Annotated in this window: 12 protein-coding genes and 1 tRNA gene; 9 read left to right on the forward strand and 4 right to left on the reverse strand. The window is 71.8% G+C overall.

Annotation, left to right across the window (positions count from 1 at the left end; all coding sequences use genetic code 11):
* Positions 1–47: 47 nt before the first annotated feature.
* Positions 48–120 (forward strand) — tRNA-Arg (locus ACZ5J1_RS18370).
* A gap of 70 nt (positions 121–190) precedes the next feature.
* Positions 191–1,312 carry a glycerate kinase gene (locus ACZ5J1_RS18375; RefSeq protein WP_464561147.1) on the forward strand — a complete coding sequence of 374 codons (1,122 nt, stop codon included), beginning with the start codon at positions 191–193 and terminating at the stop codon, positions 1,310–1,312.
* Here the strand turns inward: ACZ5J1_RS18375 and ACZ5J1_RS18380 are convergent.
* Positions 1,309–3,228, reverse strand: coding sequence for a PKD domain-containing protein (locus ACZ5J1_RS18380; protein WP_464561149.1), 1,920 nt, complete (start codon positions 3,226–3,228; stop codon positions 1,309–1,311). The genes ACZ5J1_RS18375 and ACZ5J1_RS18380 overlap by 4 nt on opposite strands.
* Before the next feature lie 61 nt (positions 3,229–3,289).
* Positions 3,290–3,673: a hypothetical protein gene (locus ACZ5J1_RS18385; RefSeq protein ID WP_464561151.1), complete on the reverse strand. Its 384-nt coding sequence runs from the start codon at positions 3,671–3,673 to the stop codon at positions 3,290–3,292.
* Positions 3,674–3,710: 37 nt separating this feature from the next.
* Between ACZ5J1_RS18385 and ACZ5J1_RS18390 the strand changes: the two genes are divergently transcribed.
* Positions 3,711–4,163, forward strand: coding sequence for a MarR family winged helix-turn-helix transcriptional regulator (locus ACZ5J1_RS18390; RefSeq protein WP_464561152.1), 453 nt, complete (start codon positions 3,711–3,713; stop codon positions 4,161–4,163).
* On the opposite strand, the gene ACZ5J1_RS18395 is transcribed toward ACZ5J1_RS18390, so the two are convergent.
* Complete coding sequence (locus tag ACZ5J1_RS18395; RefSeq protein WP_464561154.1) at positions 4,135–5,328, reverse strand: cation:proton antiporter; 1,194 nt, start codon at positions 5,326–5,328, stop codon at positions 4,135–4,137. The genes ACZ5J1_RS18390 and ACZ5J1_RS18395 overlap by 29 nt on opposite strands.
* 33 nt (positions 5,329–5,361) lie before the next feature.
* On the reverse strand, positions 5,362–5,835 hold the full coding sequence (locus ACZ5J1_RS18400) for a cation:proton antiporter regulatory subunit (RefSeq protein WP_464561156.1): 474 nt from the start codon (positions 5,833–5,835) through the stop codon (positions 5,362–5,364).
* 287 nt (positions 5,836–6,122) lie between these two features.
* On the opposite strand from ACZ5J1_RS18400, the gene ACZ5J1_RS18405 reads away from it, so the two are divergent.
* The 6 genes from ACZ5J1_RS18405 to ACZ5J1_RS18430 all read left to right on the forward strand — a co-directional run bounded on the left by ACZ5J1_RS18405 (position 6,123) and on the right by ACZ5J1_RS18430 (position 16,615).
* Positions 6,123–7,967, forward strand: coding sequence for a phosphoenolpyruvate carboxykinase (GTP) (locus ACZ5J1_RS18405; protein WP_464561158.1), 1,845 nt, complete (start codon positions 6,123–6,125; stop codon positions 7,965–7,967).
* A gap of 112 nt (positions 7,968–8,079) precedes the next feature.
* Positions 8,080–8,484, forward strand: a complete 405-nt coding sequence (locus ACZ5J1_RS18410; RefSeq protein WP_464561160.1) for a DUF805 domain-containing protein — start codon at positions 8,080–8,082, stop codon at positions 8,482–8,484.
* A 185-nt stretch (positions 8,485–8,669) separates the two neighbouring features.
* The gene (locus ACZ5J1_RS18415) at positions 8,670–9,092 is read left to right on the forward strand and encodes a PGPGW domain-containing protein (protein ID WP_464561162.1); all 423 of its coding nucleotides are present in this window, start codon (positions 8,670–8,672) and stop codon (positions 9,090–9,092) included.
* A 205-nt stretch (positions 9,093–9,297) separates the two neighbouring features.
* Complete coding sequence (locus ACZ5J1_RS18420) at positions 9,298–10,044, forward strand: glycosyltransferase family 2 protein (protein ID WP_464561164.1); 747 nt, start codon at positions 9,298–9,300, stop codon at positions 10,042–10,044.
* A gap of 56 nt (positions 10,045–10,100) precedes the next feature.
* On the forward strand, positions 10,101–13,412 hold the full coding sequence (gene recC, locus ACZ5J1_RS18425) for an exodeoxyribonuclease V subunit gamma (protein ID WP_464561166.1): 3,312 nt from the start codon (positions 10,101–10,103) through the stop codon (positions 13,410–13,412).
* Positions 13,406–16,615 carry a UvrD-helicase domain-containing protein gene (locus ACZ5J1_RS18430; protein WP_464561168.1) on the forward strand — a complete coding sequence of 1,070 codons (3,210 nt, stop codon included), beginning with the start codon at positions 13,406–13,408 and terminating at the stop codon, positions 16,613–16,615. Before recC ends, ACZ5J1_RS18430 begins: the two co-directional genes overlap by 7 nt.
* Positions 16,616–16,621: the final 6 nt, after the last annotated feature.

Here is a 16,621-nt window from a genome sequence, read left to right on the forward strand (position 1 = left end):
CGGCATCGTCGAAGCGATCGGCTATTCTCATCCAGTCCTCGTGACAAGCGCCTGTAGCTCAACGGATAGAGCATCTGACTACGGATCAGAAGGTTTGGGGTTCGAATCCCTACAGGCGCGCAGAGTCTCTTCGGAGATGCCGACCCGGACCCTCGCCAGGGCCCGGGTCGTTCTGTTTCCATGATCCTTCGTGAGGGTCGTCGTCGCGGTGGACAAGTTCAAGGGCTCGGCCTCCGGCCCGGACGCCGCGGCCGCACTCGCCCGCGGACTGCGCTCGGCCCGGCCGGACCTCGACGTCGTCCCGGTCCCGGTGGCCGACGGCGGCGACGGGTCCTTGGCGGCACTGGTGGCCTCGGGCTTCACCGCCGTGCCGGTCGTGGCGTGCGGCCCGCTCGGTGAGGAGCGCCGCACCAGGTTCGGGCTCCAGGGCGACGTCGCCTTCATCGAGCTGGCCGAGGTGTGCGGCAGTCAGCTCCTGCCTCGCGGAACCCTCGATCCGTGGACCAGCAGCACGTTCGGCCTGGGTCAGGTCGTCCGCGCCGCCCTGGACCACGGCGCCCGGCGTCTCCTCCTCGGGCTCGGTGGCAGTGCGTCGACCGACGGCGGGATCGGCCTGCTCCTCGCCCTGGGTGCCCGGGTCACCGGTGCCGACGGGGAGACCGCGAATCCCGACGCCAGCGGGATGGCGGCCGCGACGTTGCTCGACCTCACCGGTCTGGACCCGCGGCTGCGCGCCGTCGCGGTGGTCGCGGCCACGGACGTCACCAACCCGCTGACCGGGCCTCTCGGTGCCGCGCGGGTCTTCTCTCCGCAGAAGGGCGCGTCCGCACACGACGTGGCCCTGCTGGAGCAGGGGTTGGAACGCTGGGCGCGGCTGCTCCTCGAGGCCTCCGGCCGTGAGCCCGACGTGCCGGGAGCCGGAGCGGCGGGTGGCGTCGGCGCGGCGGTCGTCGCAGCCCTCGGTGGCACCGTCGTCAGCGGAGCGGACCTCGTCCTCGACAGCACCGGCTTCGACCAGCGCGTGGCCGGTGCCGCGCTGGTGATCACCGGTGAGGGATCCTGGGACACCCAGACCGACGCGGGCAAGGCGCCGAGCCGCGTGCTCGAGCGAGCGGGTCGGCACGGGGTGCCCGTCGCGGTGGTGGCGGGCCGGATCGCCCCGGGCACCGCCTTCCCGCCGTACGTCGTCTCGCGCACGGCCCTGGTCGAGCGCGAGCCCGATCCGGAGCGCGCGATGGCTCGGGTGATCGAGCTGCTCGAGGACGTCGGCCGCGACCTGGGTCGGGGACTGCCGGACCAGCTGTCGGTCTAGGGGACGACGGTCGCCTGGAGGTTGTCGAAGGACGCGACGATCGGCGCGTTGGTGCTGGTGCCCGACAGGTAGGCCCGGACCCCGACGTCCCCGGCCGCCTGCAGCCCCGCGGTCGAGTCGGAGATCGACTGTCGCCAGGCCGACGGCTCCGTGGTCCCGGTCGGCCAGACCCTCGCCCGCACCAGGGCGCTGCCGCCCTGCTGGACCACCTGCGCACGGACGCTGAGCTTGAGCCCGGGTGTGTAGGTGATGCCGTTGACGATCGCCACCGCCAGCAGCGAGGTCTCGGTGCCGTTGGCTGCGGTCCGGAAGAGCTGGAGCCTGACCGAGGCGTTCGGATTGACGTACACCTTCGCCAGGTAGGTGCCCTGGCCGGTGACCCGGCGTGGGACGACGAAGACGATCGCTCCGGTGGTGCCGCCGACGGGCACCTTGTCCAGGCTGGTCTCGACGAGGACATCGGTCGCCGAGGACGTCACCGACGGCAGGTACGCCGTGGGGGTGCTGCCGGCGGCGGTCATGGACAACCGACCGACGCCGGCGGCCACCGACGCGCCGCTGGACGTGGTCCACGCACCGCCGGTCGGAGCGGCCCCCCAGCCCGAGGCGACGGTCCGGGCGAAGTCGTCGGAGGCCAGCACGGTCGGCCCGGTCGGGGCGGTGACGACGACCTGGCCGTTGGTGGTCGCGGTCGCGCCGTCGTCGTCGGTGACGGTCAGGGTCACCGGGTAGGTCCCGGCCGTCGCGTAGGGGTGGCTGGGGTTGACGCCCGTGCCGGTGGTGCCGTCACCGAACGTCCACGCGTAGCCGGTGATCGTGCCGTCGTTGTCGGTGGACGCGGCGGCGTTGAACGTCGCGGTGAGGTCGGTCGAGCTGGAGGTGAACGAGGCCGTGGGTGGCTCGTTGGGCAGTGGCGGTCCGCGACGGATCACGAACGAGTCGGTGTAGTCGCCGCCGGCGGCCCGGGTGAAGGTGCCGGTGAGGGAGTCGGCGTCGGCCGCGACGCTGAGGAATCCCCAGGTGGGGTTGGAGTTCAGGCCGCTGGTCGTGGCGAAGTACGGCAGCTCGGTGTCGCTGAAGTTGATGTCACGCAGCGGGGTGCCACCGGTGCCGACTGTGCCGAAGACGGTGCCGGCTCCTTGGACCAGGTCGTTGTCGCCGTCCTTGACGCAGTCGGCGTCGTAGGAGCCGATCGCCAGCTGCCCGCAGCCGGTGCCCAGTCCGATCTGCTTCGTCCTGCCGTACCAGTGCTCGTGCCCGCTCAGGACGAGATCGACCTTCTTGCTGAGCAGCAGGTTGACCAGGTCCGGGCCCGGTTCGCAGGTGTAGTTGCCCACCGACAGGCAGGGCTTGTGCATCGCGACGACCACCCACGGGATCCCGGCCGCGCGCGCGGAGTCGATCGCGGCGGCGACCCAGGCGAGGCGGGCCGACCCGGCGGTGTAGCTGTAGGTGCCGTCGGGGAACATGAGGGCGGGACTGATCGCGATCATCCGGACCAGCGGGTCGGACTTCGGGTAGTCGGCGTAGTACTGCCGGCCGTAGGTGCCGATCACGCCCGGGAGCTGGTTGGGCAGGCAGGCGGTGAAGTCGTTGATGTTGCCGTTCTCGCCGTTGCTCTCGTGGTTGCCCGAGATCAGCTCGAACGGGTAGCCGGCGCCGACCCGGGTGGTGACGAAGTCGCACCAGGTCTGCTCCTGCCCGGTGGTGCCGTAGGAGAGGTCGCCCAGCGCGATGCTGAAGTCGGGTGCGGTCGCGGCGATCCCGGTCAGCACGGACGACGTGTTCGCCGTCGAGTTGAGGTCGCCGACCGCGGTGAAGTGGACGGCCCCCGTCACGGCTGGCGCGCTCGGCCCGAGCAAGGTCGACACGATCACGATCAGACCCGCGAACAGCACTGCCGCGGTACGGCGCATCCTTCGAGGCTACGAGCCTCGGAGCCTCCTCGCCATTGCCTGATTTGGTGACGCAGGCGGGTCAGGCCAGGGCGACGTACGCGCCGATCACGCCGGGCAGCAGACCGAGCAGCAGCCAGGGCCAGTACGGCCAGTGCAGCGGGTTCTTGTCGTGCAGGGCGAACCCGGCGACCAGGCTCAGCACCCCCATCACGGCCGCGATCACGTTGAGCCCGATGATCCCGCCGGTCGCGTCGTCGTCGAGGGCGATCGAGGCGACGGCCAGCCCGATCGCGAGGTGGGTCACGATGAACACCAGGGTGATCGTCCACACCCAGCGCTGGACGTTGGTGAGCCGGTGGTCGTTGACCGGGCGCTGCAGGTTGTCGGGGTCCATCAGGTGCTTGGGGCGCTTCACCGGCGGCTTGACCGGAGGGGTGACGGGGACCGGGGCTTCCGAGGACACAAATACTTTGTACCCCAATCATTGGTACACTCGCAACATGGCGACCAGTGCACCGACCGGGCTCCCGGAGAACCCCCTGGCCCTCGAGCAGCAGGTCTGCTTCGCCCTGGCCGTCGCCTCCCGCAGCGTGATCGCCTGCTACCGACCGCTGTTGGAACCGATGGGCCTGACCCATCCGCAGTACCTGGTGATGCTGGCGCTGTGGGAGTCCGAGCCGCGTCGGGTCGGCGACCTGGCCGCGGTGCTCCAGCTCGACCCCGGCACGCTGTCGCCCCTGCTCAAGCGGCTCGAGGCGGTCGGCTACCTGCGCCGCGAGCGGGACCCGCGCGACGAGCGCGCCCTGGCCGTGGTGCTGACCGAGGAGGGCCGCGCGCTGCGCCAGCGGGCCCTCGAGATCCCACCCGCGATCGTGGACCGGCTCGCGCTCCCGATCGAGGAGCTGACCGCGATGCGCGATCAGCTCACGAAGCTGATCGCAGCCGCCACGTAGTCCACCCCGCGGACGTGGCGGGCAACCGGCGGGCCAGCGGCTCGAGCAGGCGCGGGGCCAACGGTCCGACGACGGCCAGGATCAGGACGTACGCCGTCACGGTGGGGATCAGCTCAGAGGTGACCGCCGCCCCGACCAGCCCGGCGACGATGATCGAGAACTCACCGCGCGGCACCAGGGTCGCGCCGGCACGCATCCCGGCGCGCGGGGAGAGGCCGGCCCGGCGGGCGGCGTACATGCCGGTGGCGAGCTTGGTGCCGACACCGAGGACGGCGAGGGCCAGGCCCGGAAGGAAGGCGCTGGCCACCACGGACGGATCCGCGGAGAGTCCGAAGAAGACGAAGAAGACGGCGGCGAAGATGTCGCGCAGCGGCTCCAGCAGGGTGTGCACCTTGTCGGCCACGTCGGAGGAGAGTCCGATGCCCAGCAGGAAGGCACCGACCGCGGCGGAGACGTGCGCCGCCTCGGCCAGGCCGGCCACGAGCAGGGCGAGCCCGACCAGACGCAGCAGCATCACCTCGTTGGAGTCGGAGAACACCAGCCGGGTGATGTGGTTGCCGTAGCGCAGCGCGGCCAGCAGGACCGCGGCCAGCACGACGAGGGCGATCGAGACCGCCCGCACGGTGCCCCAGCCGCCGGCCGCGGCGGCCATCGCGGTGACCAGCGGCAGGTAGACGGCCATGGCCAGGTCCTCGAGCACGAGGATCCCCAGGATGGTCGGGGTCTCCCGGTTACCGAGCCGACCCAGGTCGCTGAGGACCTTGGAGATGATCCCCGAGGAGCTGATCGCGCAGACGCCGAACATCGCCACGGCCGCGGTCGGTCCCCAGCCGAGGAGCACGGCGAACAGCACGCCCGGCAGGCCGTTGAGGATCAGGTCGACCACGCCGGTGCGGGCCTGGGTGCGCAGCGTCCCGACCAGGTCGGCCGCGGTGTACTCCAGGCCGATCAGGAGCAGCAGCAGGATCACGCCGATGTCGGCGCCGGTGTCGAAGAACCCCTCGGGTGCCTGCAGGTCGAGCAGCCCGCCCTCGCCGAAGGCGAGTCCGGCCAGCAGGTAGAGGGGAATGGGGGAGAGCCCGATCCGGGCCGCGAGCGTGCCGAGCACCCCGAGGGTGAAGAGGACGGCGCCGAGCTCGACGAGGACTTGGGCGGTGTGGTTCACGAAGCGTGGTTCATCGGACGGTCACGAGGGCGGTCACGCCTCGAGGATCGCGGAGGCGTTGCGGACCCCGTCCTCAGTGCCGACGATCACCACCTTGTCGCCGATGCGGAACTCGAAGTCGGGAGCGGGGGAGGGGGTCACGTCGTCGCCGCGGAAGACCGCCACGATCGAGGCGCCGGTGCGCGAGCGGATCGCGGCCTCACCCATCGGGCGGCCGGCGAGCAGGGCCCCGATCCGGGCCCCGGCGGTCTGCAGCCCCTCGACCTGCTCGGCCAGCTTGGCGAGCCGCTCGATCACGCGGGGAGCACCGAGCAGCTCGGCGAGCACGCTCGCCTCCTCGGAGGTGAGCTCGATGCTGGAGTCCACGCAGTCCGGGTCGTCGCTCTCGTAGATGGCCAGGTGCCGCGCGCCGGACTTGGTCGAGACCACTCCGACCCGCGTTCCCGCAGCCGTCATGAAGTCATGGCGCAGCCCGATCCCGGGCAGCTTGGTCTCCTCGACCTCCACCGATCCTCCTGGTCAACCGTGCGTGATCGCTGGGTGCGACCACCTCTGTTCAACCTTAGCCAGAGGCCGAATCTTCCCTGCTCAGAAGGCCTTCCGGGGCCTTCCGAAGACCTAAGTGGACGTTTGATCGATCCACTCGCTTCCGACGTGATAAACCCCTCACGCTGGGCCTTGCACCGCCCCCCCAACAGCGTCGTTAGGTCGGGTAGCGTGCCGGGAACGTTCGCAGCCGACGGCGAACGAACACGGCCCCTTGCGAGGGGCCGTGCGACTGTGAAGGACATGTGATGGTGGACGTGGACAACGTGTTGAAGGTGCTCGACGACGCAGGGTTGACCAACCCTCACGTCCGCGAGTTCGTGACGCACTGGGCAGGAATCACCGGAGCCGAGCGGGTCGAGGTCGTCAGTGCCTCCGACGACGCACGCCTGCTTCAGGAGTCCCTCGACGCGGGTGAGCTGCTCCCCGTCTCCGGTGGTCGCTTCTACAGCCGCTCGTACTTCAAGGACACCGCGCGTTCCGAGGAGCGCACCGTCGTCGCGACCAGCAACCCGGCCGACAAGGGTGCCTACAACAACTGGCAGCCCGCCGACGAGGTCGTCGCCGCGCAGACCGCGAAGATGACCGGCGCGAGCGCCGGCAAGACGATGTACGTCATCCCCTACCTGATGGCTCCGGCCGGATCTCCGCTCGAGGCGTACGCCGCGGGTGTCGAGCTCACCGACTGCCGTCCTGTCGTCAACCAGATGATCCGGATGGCCCGCGTCGGCGTCGACTACATCAACAACCTCGCGCAGCCGGAGTCGTTCGTCCGCGCCGTGCACGTCACCGGCGACCTGCCCAACCTGGGTCAGGGCACCGCCGACGACCAGCGTCTCTTCGCCACCGTGGCCGACCAGCGCACGATCCTGCACTACGGGTCGTCGTACGGCGGCAACGCACTGCTGGGCAAGATCGCCCACGGCCTGCGCCAGGCCTGCTACGACGGCCGCGCCTCGGGCAAGTTCCTCGCCGAGCAGTTCCTGCTGCTGGGGATCAAGGACAAGGAGACCGGCAAGACGTTCCACGTCGTCGGTGGCTTCCCGTCCGCCTCGGGCAAGACCAACCTCTCGATGACGCTCTCCCCGGACGCCCTCGGCGACCGCTACGAGGTCACCTTCTACGGCGACGACATCGCCTGGATCTGGGTCGGCGACGACGGCAAGCTCTACGCCTTCAACCCGGAGAACGGCGTCTTCGGTGTCGCCAAGGACACCAACGAGGCCACCAACCCCGGCGCTGTCGAGGCGATCGTCCCCGGCTCCGGCGCGATCTTCACCAACGTCGCCTACAACGAGAAGACCCAGGAGGTGTGGTGGGAGGGCAAGACCAAGCACCACCCCGACGACCTCGAGGGCTGGATCGACTGGAAGGGCGAGCGCATCGCCGACCGGATCAGCGACGAGGCCGGCGACCCGTGGGCGCACCCGAACAGCCGCTTCACCACCACCATCGCCAACGTCCCGAACGCTGCCGATGACTACAACGACCCGGCCGGTGTGGTCGTGGACGCGATCATCTTCGGTGGCCGCACCCGCGACCGCGAGCCGCTGATCCGCGCGATCAACGACGTCGCCGAGGGTGTCTACGACGGTCTGACGCTCGGCGCCGAGGCGACCTTCGCCGCCGAGGGCGTCGAGGGCCAGCTGCGCTACGACCCGATGTCGATGCGCCCCTTCATGGCCTACGCCGAGGGTGACTACGCCAAGCACTGGCTCGACATCATCAACGCCGCGACCGAGAAGCCGATCTTCGCGCACGTCAACTGGTTCCAGCGCGACCCGCAGGACGGCCACTTCCTGTGGAACGGCTACCGCGACAACGTCCGCGCGCTGCTCTGGCTGCTGCAGTACAAGAACGGTGAGGTCTCCGGTGTCGAGACCGCCGTCGGCGTGCTGCCCACGGCGGACGAGCTCAACCTCGAGGGCATGGACTTCGTGGGTGACGACCTCGCCAAGCTGCTCAGCATCGACGCTGACCGCTGGCGCCAGGAGATGAAGTTCCGCGAGGAGCACCTGGCCCAGTTCGAGACGCTCCCCGAGGAGATCTGGGAGGCCCACCGTCGCGTGGCCGACGCCCTCGACAAGGCCTGATCTTCAGCACCGCACCCCGCGAGAGGCCCTGCACTCCCATTCTGGGAGCGCAGGGCCTCTGCCTGTTCTAACCTTCGGTGCCATATTTCAATCGTTGAAGAGAGATCTCCCCATGTCTGCTCCGCAGTCACCTGTCACGCCGTCCGCCGATGACCTGAGCCAACCGTTGAGGGCCGCGAGCCTGCAGGAGGCGGTCGGCCGCTTCTTCCAGAAGTACGGCACGTTCTCCGGCCGGGCCAGTCGCTCGGAATACTGGTACGTCTTCCTCGTCCTGACACTGATCAGCATCGCGCTGACCGTGCTCGAGCAGGCCGCCGACGCTTTCGCGATCCTGAACTTCGTCTTCATCCTCGCCACCGTCGTCCCGAGCCTGGCCATCGGGTCTCGGCGCCTGCACGACATCGGCAAGTCGGGGTGGTGGCAGCTGATCTACTTGATCCCGTGCATCGGGTTCATCATCCTGATCGCCTGGTTCGCCACGCGGCCGAAGGATGAGGGCGACCGCTTCAACGTCTGATCCACGAGCGACGTCGCACTCGGAAACAGATCAGAAAAAAATTCTGCGAAGTCGGTATCGGGGCCAATTTCCGCTGCTATCGTCGTTCACGTTCCCCTGGAGACCCGAGACTCCAGGGGAACACTTCATTTCTGACGACGTCTCTCCGCCCCGCCGCTCACCCGGCCGGGGTTAACCTCGCTCCTGTGAAGCGGCTGGTCCTGGAGACGGTGGGCTGGATCCTCGTCGTCGTCGGTCTCGCCGCGCTGGTGCTGCCGGGCCCGGGGCTGATCATGCTCGTCGCCGGACTCGCTCTCCTGTCCCAGCAGTACGAGTGGGCCGAGAAGCGCCTCGAACCGATGCGGATCCGTGCCCGCCAGGTCGGTCACGAGAGTGTCGCCACCGTCCCCCGCATCGCCGTCTCCGTGCTCGGCGCGTTGAGCCTGGGGGCACTCGGCGTGCTCTGGCTGGTCGGGCCCGAAGCCCCGGACTGGTGGCCCCTCGACGAGGGTTGGTGGCTGGTCGGCGGAGTCGGCACCGGGGTCAGCCTGGTGCTCTCCAGCGTGCTCGCCCTGACCCTGATCGTGGTCTCCATCGTGCAGTTCCGGCACGACCGCCGGATGATGTGACGACACTCACACCGCCCGGCGTGAACTCAGGGCGAAGGTCCCGAGATGGCCTCCTGACCTGCACCGATGGTCCCAAACCGGCCGAGACGTCGGTCCCGGCGGCTTCGCAGGCCCTTTACCCTGGATGAGTTGAACATTCCGGTGGGGACCGGGAATGGACGACCCAGGAGGGACACATCCGATGAGGCACACTCTCGGGCCTCGGGTGAGCATCGTCGTACCGGTGCTCAATGAGGCCATCAAGGCTCGCTTCGTGCTGCGGCAGCTGCCGACCGTGCACGAAGTGATCGTCGTCGACGCCGGATCCACCGACGGCACCCCCCGGTTGGTCCGCGAAGCGGTCCCCGACGCGGTCGTCCTCACCCATGTCGGTGCGTCCCGTGCCGAGGCCATCGCGACCGGCGTCGCCCACGCCAGCGGCGACATCATCGCCACCCTCCCGCTCAACGGCAGCGTCGACCCCGCCACCCTGCCGACCCTCGTCGACGCCCTGGTGGCCGGCGCCGACGTGGCCAAGGGCTCGCGGTTCCTGCCCGGTGCCGGCTCGGCCGAGGCGACCCTGATGGACTCGCTGACCAGCCTGGTCGTCGGAGCGGTCGCCCGGCGACGTACCGGGGTCCAGCTCACCGACGCGGCCTTCGGTTACCTGGCCTTCTGGGCCGACCAGCGCCCGCGGCTCGCCCTGGGCGAGCGTCCCGCGTGGACCGACGGTGAGGGTCCGGGCCTGGCGATCACGCTGCGCGCGGCGCGGGCCGGCGCCACGATCGTGGAGGTCCCCGTCGTCGAGCGGCACCGTCTCTTCGGTGCCCGCCGCGCGCGGGGTCTGGTGATGCTGGTCCGCAGCGTGCGGGCCGCCCAGGCGGAGGTCCGCCTCGCGAGCGTCGAGCCCCACCGCGGCCCGGTCCTCGACCCGATCTTCGCGGGCGTGCTGCACCCCGCGCTCGCCCACTGAGCGACGCGCGTCCCTCATCGGGGCACAGCGTCGGCGGGCGCCGGTAGGTTGCAGCCGTGGCCGTCCATCTCCATCGGGCCGCGCGCACGGACCGGTTGGCCGACGGACTCGGCGAGCTGCTCGCCGTGCCGCTGCCTGACCCGTTCGCGACCGAGGTCGTCGTGGTGCCCGCGCGCGGTGTCGAGCGGTGGCTCTCCCAGCGTCTGGCCGATCGGCTCGGGATCTGCGCGGGTGTCGAGTTCCGGACGCCGCCGTCCCTGATCGCCGAGATCCTCGGCACCGGCGACGACGATCCCTGGGCGCCCGACCGGCTCACCTGGCAGGTCCTGGCCACCCTCGACGCCTCGCTCGACGAGGCCTGGGCCCTCACCCTCGCCCGCCACCTGGGCCGCGACCGGACGGGTGAGGAGGCCGACCTGCGCGCGGGTCGTCGCCTGGCCCTGGCCCGCCGTCTCGCCCGGCTCTTCGCCTCGTACGCCGGCCAACGACCCCAGCTCCTCGCCGACTGGACCGCGGGCGGATCGGGCGACGGCGCCGGTGGCGAGGTGCCGCCCGACCTGGCCTGGCAGCCCGAGCTCTGGCGCCGACTGCTCACCCGGGTGCCGGTGCTGCCCCCGCACGCCCGGCAGGAGGCGGTGCTGGCCCACCTGGCCGACGGGCCGGCCGGTGACCTCCCGGCCCGGGTGTCACTCTTCGGTCACACCCGACTGGCGGCCCCGGAGATCGAGCTGATCGGGGCACTCGGGATGCACCGCGAGGTCCACCTCTGGTTGCCGCACCCTTCGGCAGAGCTGTGGGACGCGCTGCGTGCCGGCTTGGGTGCCGGGGGTGCTGCTGGCGCCGGTGGGGTCGTGCCCCGGGCCGAGGACCGCTCCCACGAGCTGGTCGGCCATCCGCTGCTCGCCACGCTGGGCCGCGACGTGCGGGAGGTGCAGCGTGCACTCGGTGCGCTGGCCCCGACCCTGGCCGACGACCGGGCCGTGGGCGGACCGATCGAGGCTCCGGCCACCCTGCTCGGGTGGTTGCAGGACGACCTGCGGCACAACCGGGTCGGCGCCCAGGAGGGTCGGGTCCTCGCCGGCTCCGACCGATCCGTGCAGCTGCACGCCGCGCACGGGCCGGCCCGACAGGTCGAGGTCGTGCGCGAGGTCATCCTCGGCCTGCTCGCCGACGACCCGACCCTCGAGCCGCGCGACATCGTCGTGATGTGCCCCGACATCGAGACGTATGCGCCGCTGCTGGCCGCCGGGTTCGGGCTGCACGACATCGTCGGCGACGCCGGGCATCCGGCGCACCGCCTCCGGGTCAGCCTCGCCGACCGAGCCCTGGACCAGACCAACCCGCTGCTCGGCCTCGCCGGCGACCTGCTCGACCTCGCGGGCGGACGGGCCGGGGTCGGCGCCGTCCTGGACCTCGCCCACGCCGAACCGGTCCGCCGTCGGTTCGGGCTGCGCGACGACGACCTCGAGCAGCTCACCGACTGGGCGACCAGGACCGGGGTCCGGTGGGGGTTCGACGCCGCCCACCGCGAGCCGTTCGGTCTGGCCGACTACACCGCCAACACCTGGCAGTTCGGCCTGGACCGGCTGCTCAGCGGGGTCGCGCTGTCGGACGACTCCGGCGCCTGGCTCGAGGCCACCTTGCCCTTGGACGACGTCGGCAGCGGCACCATCGACCTCGCCGGACGGCTGGTCGAGCTGGTCGATCGGCTCCGCACGGTCGCCGACGGACTGACCGGGACCCGCCCCTTGGAGCAGTGGCTCACCGCCCTCCTCGACGGGATCGACGCCCTCACCCGGCTCGACGCCACCGAGGGCTGGCAGCGCGGCCAGGTCGGCCGCGAGTTCGGTCGACTGATCGACGCGGCCCACGGGGCGAGCGAGGGTGGCGGCGACCTGCGCCTCGCCGACGTCCGGGCCCTGCTCGCCGATCGGCTCGCCGGGCGGCCCACCCGAGCCAACTTCCGGACCGGCTCGCTGACCGTCTCCACCCTGGTCCCGATGCGCTCGGTGCCGCACCGGGTCGTGGTCCTGCTCGGTCTCGACGACGGCGTCTTCCCCCGGGTGGGCTCCCTCGACGGCGACGACCTGCTGGCCCGCACCCCGCTCACCGGGGAGCGCGACCTGCGCACCGAGGACCGACAGCTGCTGCTCGACGCCGTCCTCGCGGCGACCGACACCCTGGTCGTCACCTGGACCGGCGCCGACATCTACTCCGGGCTCGATCGTCCCCCCGCGGTGCCGCTGGGCGAGCTGCGCGACGCCCTCGACCTGACCGCGGCCGGAGCCGCCGCGGCCGTGACCGTCCACCACCCGCTGCAGCCCTTCGACGCCCGCAACCTCGAGCCCGGCGCGCTGGTCGGTGACCGGGCGTTCTCGTTCGACCGGGCCGCGCTCGCCGGTGCTCGGGCCGCCGCCGGGGTGCGAGCGCCGGCACCGCCGCTGTTGGTCGAGCCGCTGGCCGTCGTACCGACCGGGGACGTCAGCCTGGAGGAGCTGCTCGACTTCTGGCGCTCCCCGGTGCGCGGATTCTTCAAGCAGAGCCTGGACGTCGCGCTGCCTCGCGACGTCGAGCCGCTCGCCGACGGTGTGCCGGTCGAGGTCGACGACCTGGTCAAGTGGGGTGCGGGCGACCGGATCCTCGGCGACATCCTGCGCGGGGTACGGCCCGACGTCGCCAAGCAGCGCGAGTTCCGCCGCGGCGTGATGCCGCCCAAGTGGCTGGGCTGGCGTCAGCTCGGCCAGATCGAGGCCAAGGCCCGCCCGATCGCCGTCGAGGCGCTCACGGTGCGGGGTGGCACGGTCCCGCGGGCGGTCGACGTGGACGTCGACCTCGGCGACGGACGGCGGCTGCGGGGCACCGTCACCGACCTGTACGGCGACCGGATCGTCACCGTGCACTACAGCCGTCTCGCCGCCAGCCACCGGCTCCAGTCCTGGATCCGACTGCTCGCCCTGGCCGCCTCCGACGAGGACCGGGCCTGGTCCGCGCTCACCCTCGGTCGGGCCGGCGGCACCCGCGGGCAGGCGGTCGCGAGCTCCCAGCTCGGACCGCTGGACCACACCGCCCGCGCCCTGCTGCGTGACCTGGTCGACCTGCGCGACGAGGGCCTGACCACGCCGCTGCCGCTGCCGCTGAAGTCGTCGCACACCTACGCCCGCAACCGGCGCACCGGCATGGACGACCGCGAGGCGCTGATGAAGGCCGGGCAGGACTGGACCGGTGGCCGCTTCGCCGGGGAGAGCGCCGATCCCGAGCAGGTGCGCGCTTGGGGCGAGACCCGGACGCTGCCGGAACCGGCCCGGTTGGCTGAGCTGGCGGGCCGGGTCTGGAACCCGCTCCTGGACGCGGAGCAGGGCTCATGGTGACCCCGACCCCGACGCCGTCTCCGACGCCGTTCGACCTGACCGGTCCGCTGCCCACCGGCACCACGCTGCTCGAGGCCAGCGCCGGCACCGGCAAGACCTACGCGGTCGCGGAGCTGGTCACCCGGTACGTCGCCGAGGGCGCCGCGACGCTGGACCAGCTGCTCGTCATCACGTTCGGTCGTGCCGCCACCCAGGAGCTGCGGGAGCGGGTGCGCGAGCACCTGGTGCGCGCCGCCGGGGAGTGGCCCGACGCGGACGGCCGACGTCGGCTGGCCGACGCCCTGGCCGGGTTCGACGGCGCCACCATCGCGACCACGCACCAGTTCTGCCAGATCGTGCTGCGCTCCCTCGGCGTCGCCGGGGACAGCGACCCGGCCACCACCCTGGTCGAGTCGGTCGACGACCTGCTGATCGAGGTCGTCGACGACCTCTACCTGCGGCACTACGGCGAGGTCGACGGTGTCCCGCCGCTCACCCGCGAGGTCGCACTGATGGTCAGCCGGGCCGCGGTCGAGGACCCGTGCGCCGAGCTGGCTCCGGGCGGGGCCGACACCGCCGGGCAGGCGCGGGTCGCGTTCGCGGCCGAGGTCCGCACCGAGCTGGAGCGGCGCAAGCGCCGCCTCGGGATCCTGTCCTACGACGACCTGCTCTCCCGGCTCGCCGAGGCGCTCGCCGCCGAGGACTCCCCGGCCCGGCTGCGGATGCGGGAACGCTGGCGGATCGTGCTGGTCGACGAGTTCCAGGACACCGACCCGGTGCAGTGGTCCGTGCTGCAGCGCGCCTTCGACGGGCACGCCACGATGATCCTGATCGGCGACCCGAAGCAAGCGATCTACGGCTTCCGTGGCGGCGACGTCGCGACCTACCTGACCGCCGCGAGCGCGGCCAGCACGCGGGCCACCCTGGCCGACAACTGGCGCAGCGACGCCGATCTGCTGCGCCCCCTGGGCGTCGTACTCGACGGGGCGCAGCTGGGCGATCCGGAGATCGCGGTGGTCCCGATCCGTGCGACCCACGAGGGCACCCGCCTGCTGGGGGCCGGCGCGCCCTGGCGGATGCGGCAGGTCCAGCGGGAGGGACAGCGGCTCTACAAGGGGCTGATCCCCGCCGCCGCGGCCCGGGCCTACATCGCCCGTGACTGCGCCGCCGACATCGCTCGGGTGCTCGCCGACGGCGCGACCTGGGACGGGAAGCCCCTGCAGGCACGGCAGATCGCCGTCATCGTCTCGGTCCGCGACCACGGCAAGCTGGTCCAGGACGAGCTCCACCGGCTCGGGATACCGGCGGTGATGTCCGGCGGCGGCGACGTCTTCCAGACCCCGGCCGCCGACGCGTGGATGACGTTGCTGGAGTCGCTGGAGTCGCCGCACCGCTCCAACCTGGTCCGCGCCACCGCCCTGACCCCGTTCTTCGGGTCCAGCGCCGCCGACCTGGTCGCCGGCGGGGAGACGCTGACCGCCGACGTCGCCGACACCCTGCGCGGGTGGGGGATCGTGCTGCGCGGTCGCGGCGTCGCCGCCCTGGTCGAGGTCGCCGAGGAGCGCGGGTTGAGCGCACGCGTGCTGGCGACCAGCGACGGCGACCGCCAGCTGACCGATCTGCGCCACCTCGGTCACCTGCTGCACGACGTCCAGGTGCGCGAGGGGTTCGGGCTGACCGGCCTGCTGGAGTGGTTCCGCGAGGAGCGGCGTCGCACCGCCGCCTCGGAGCGACCCCGCCGGCTCGACTCCGACGCGGCTGCCGTCCAGATCGTCACGGTCTGGGGCAGCAAGGGACTCCAGTACCCGATCACCTACCTGCCGTTCGCCTACGACAAGTGGATGCGCGACCCCGACATCGTCCGGTTCCACGGCCGCGACGAGGACGGCAGGGCGATCCGTCGGCTCGACGTCTCCGGCGCGACCACCCACGTCGCCGCGCACGTGGGCGAAGCGCTCGGCGAGGAGCTCCGCAACCTGTACGTCGCCCTCACCCGCGCCCAGTCCCAGGTCGTGACCTGGTGGGCGCCGACGGCGAACACCGCGTCCAGCGGCCTGCACCGGATCCTGTTCGGACGCCGGCCCGGCACCCCCGAGGTCCCGTTGCGGATCGAGCCGCGCGAGGACGACTACGTCGCCCACGTCCTGACCGCGCTGGCCCAGCTCGGCGGTCCCGCGCACGAGCTCGCCGCGGTCGCCCCCGCCGACGAGGCCGCGGTCGCGCGCCGATCGCCCACGCTGGCGGTGCGGGACTTCGACCGGTCGGTCGACGAGGCCTGGCGGCGGACGTCGTACTCGGGACTGATCCGGGTCGAGGAGCACGCGCCGACGCTCGGCTCGGAACCCGTGGTCGCCGGGAAGGACGACGAGCCGGCTGAGCTCGGCGCTGAGGACGAGGTGCTCGAGGCGGCGACCGACGGACTGGTCTCGCCGATGGCCGAGCTGCCGGCGGGGGCCACGTTCGGGTCGCTGGTTCACGCCGTGCTGGAGCACGCCGACCCGGAGGCCGAGGACCTGCGGGCCGAGCTGGCCACCCAGATCGCCGAGCAGCTGCGCTGGTGGCCGGTCGAGGTCAGCGTCGACGACCTCGCCGACGGGCTGCTGCCGCTCAACCTGGCGCCGCTCGGACCGCTGGTCGCTGACCTGCGGCTGGTCGACATCGCGATGAGCGACCGGTTGCGCGAGCTCGACTTCGAGATCCCGCTCACCGGCGGGGAGAGCCCGCGCGGGGCGGTGCGGGTCCGTGACCTGGCGCCGCTGCTGCGCGCCCACCTGCCCGCCGACGACCCGCTTGTCGACTACGCCGACCGGCTGGAGCCCCCGGCGCTGGGGGACCAGCTGCTCCGCGGCTACCTGTCAGGCTCGATCGACGTCGTGCTCCGGCTGCGCGATCCCGACCGGTTCGTGGTGGTCGACTACAAGACCAACCACCTCGGCGACCTGGCGCTGGACTACACCCAGGACAAGCTCGCCGAGGCGATGCTGCACTCGCACTACCCGCTGCAGGCGATCCTCTACTCGGTGGTGCTGCACCGCTACCTGGCGTGGCGTCTGCCCGGCTACGACCCCGCTCGTCACCTGGGCGGCGTGGCGTACCTCTACGTGCGCGGGATGGTCGGAGCCTCGACGCCGGTGGTGGACGGGCATCCGACCGGGGTCTTCAGCTGGCACCCACCGGCCGCCCTCGTGGTGGCGTTGGCCGACCTGATCGAGGGAACGGGGTGATCGCGC

The organism is Nocardioides sp. JCM 18999 (assembly GCF_055391175.1).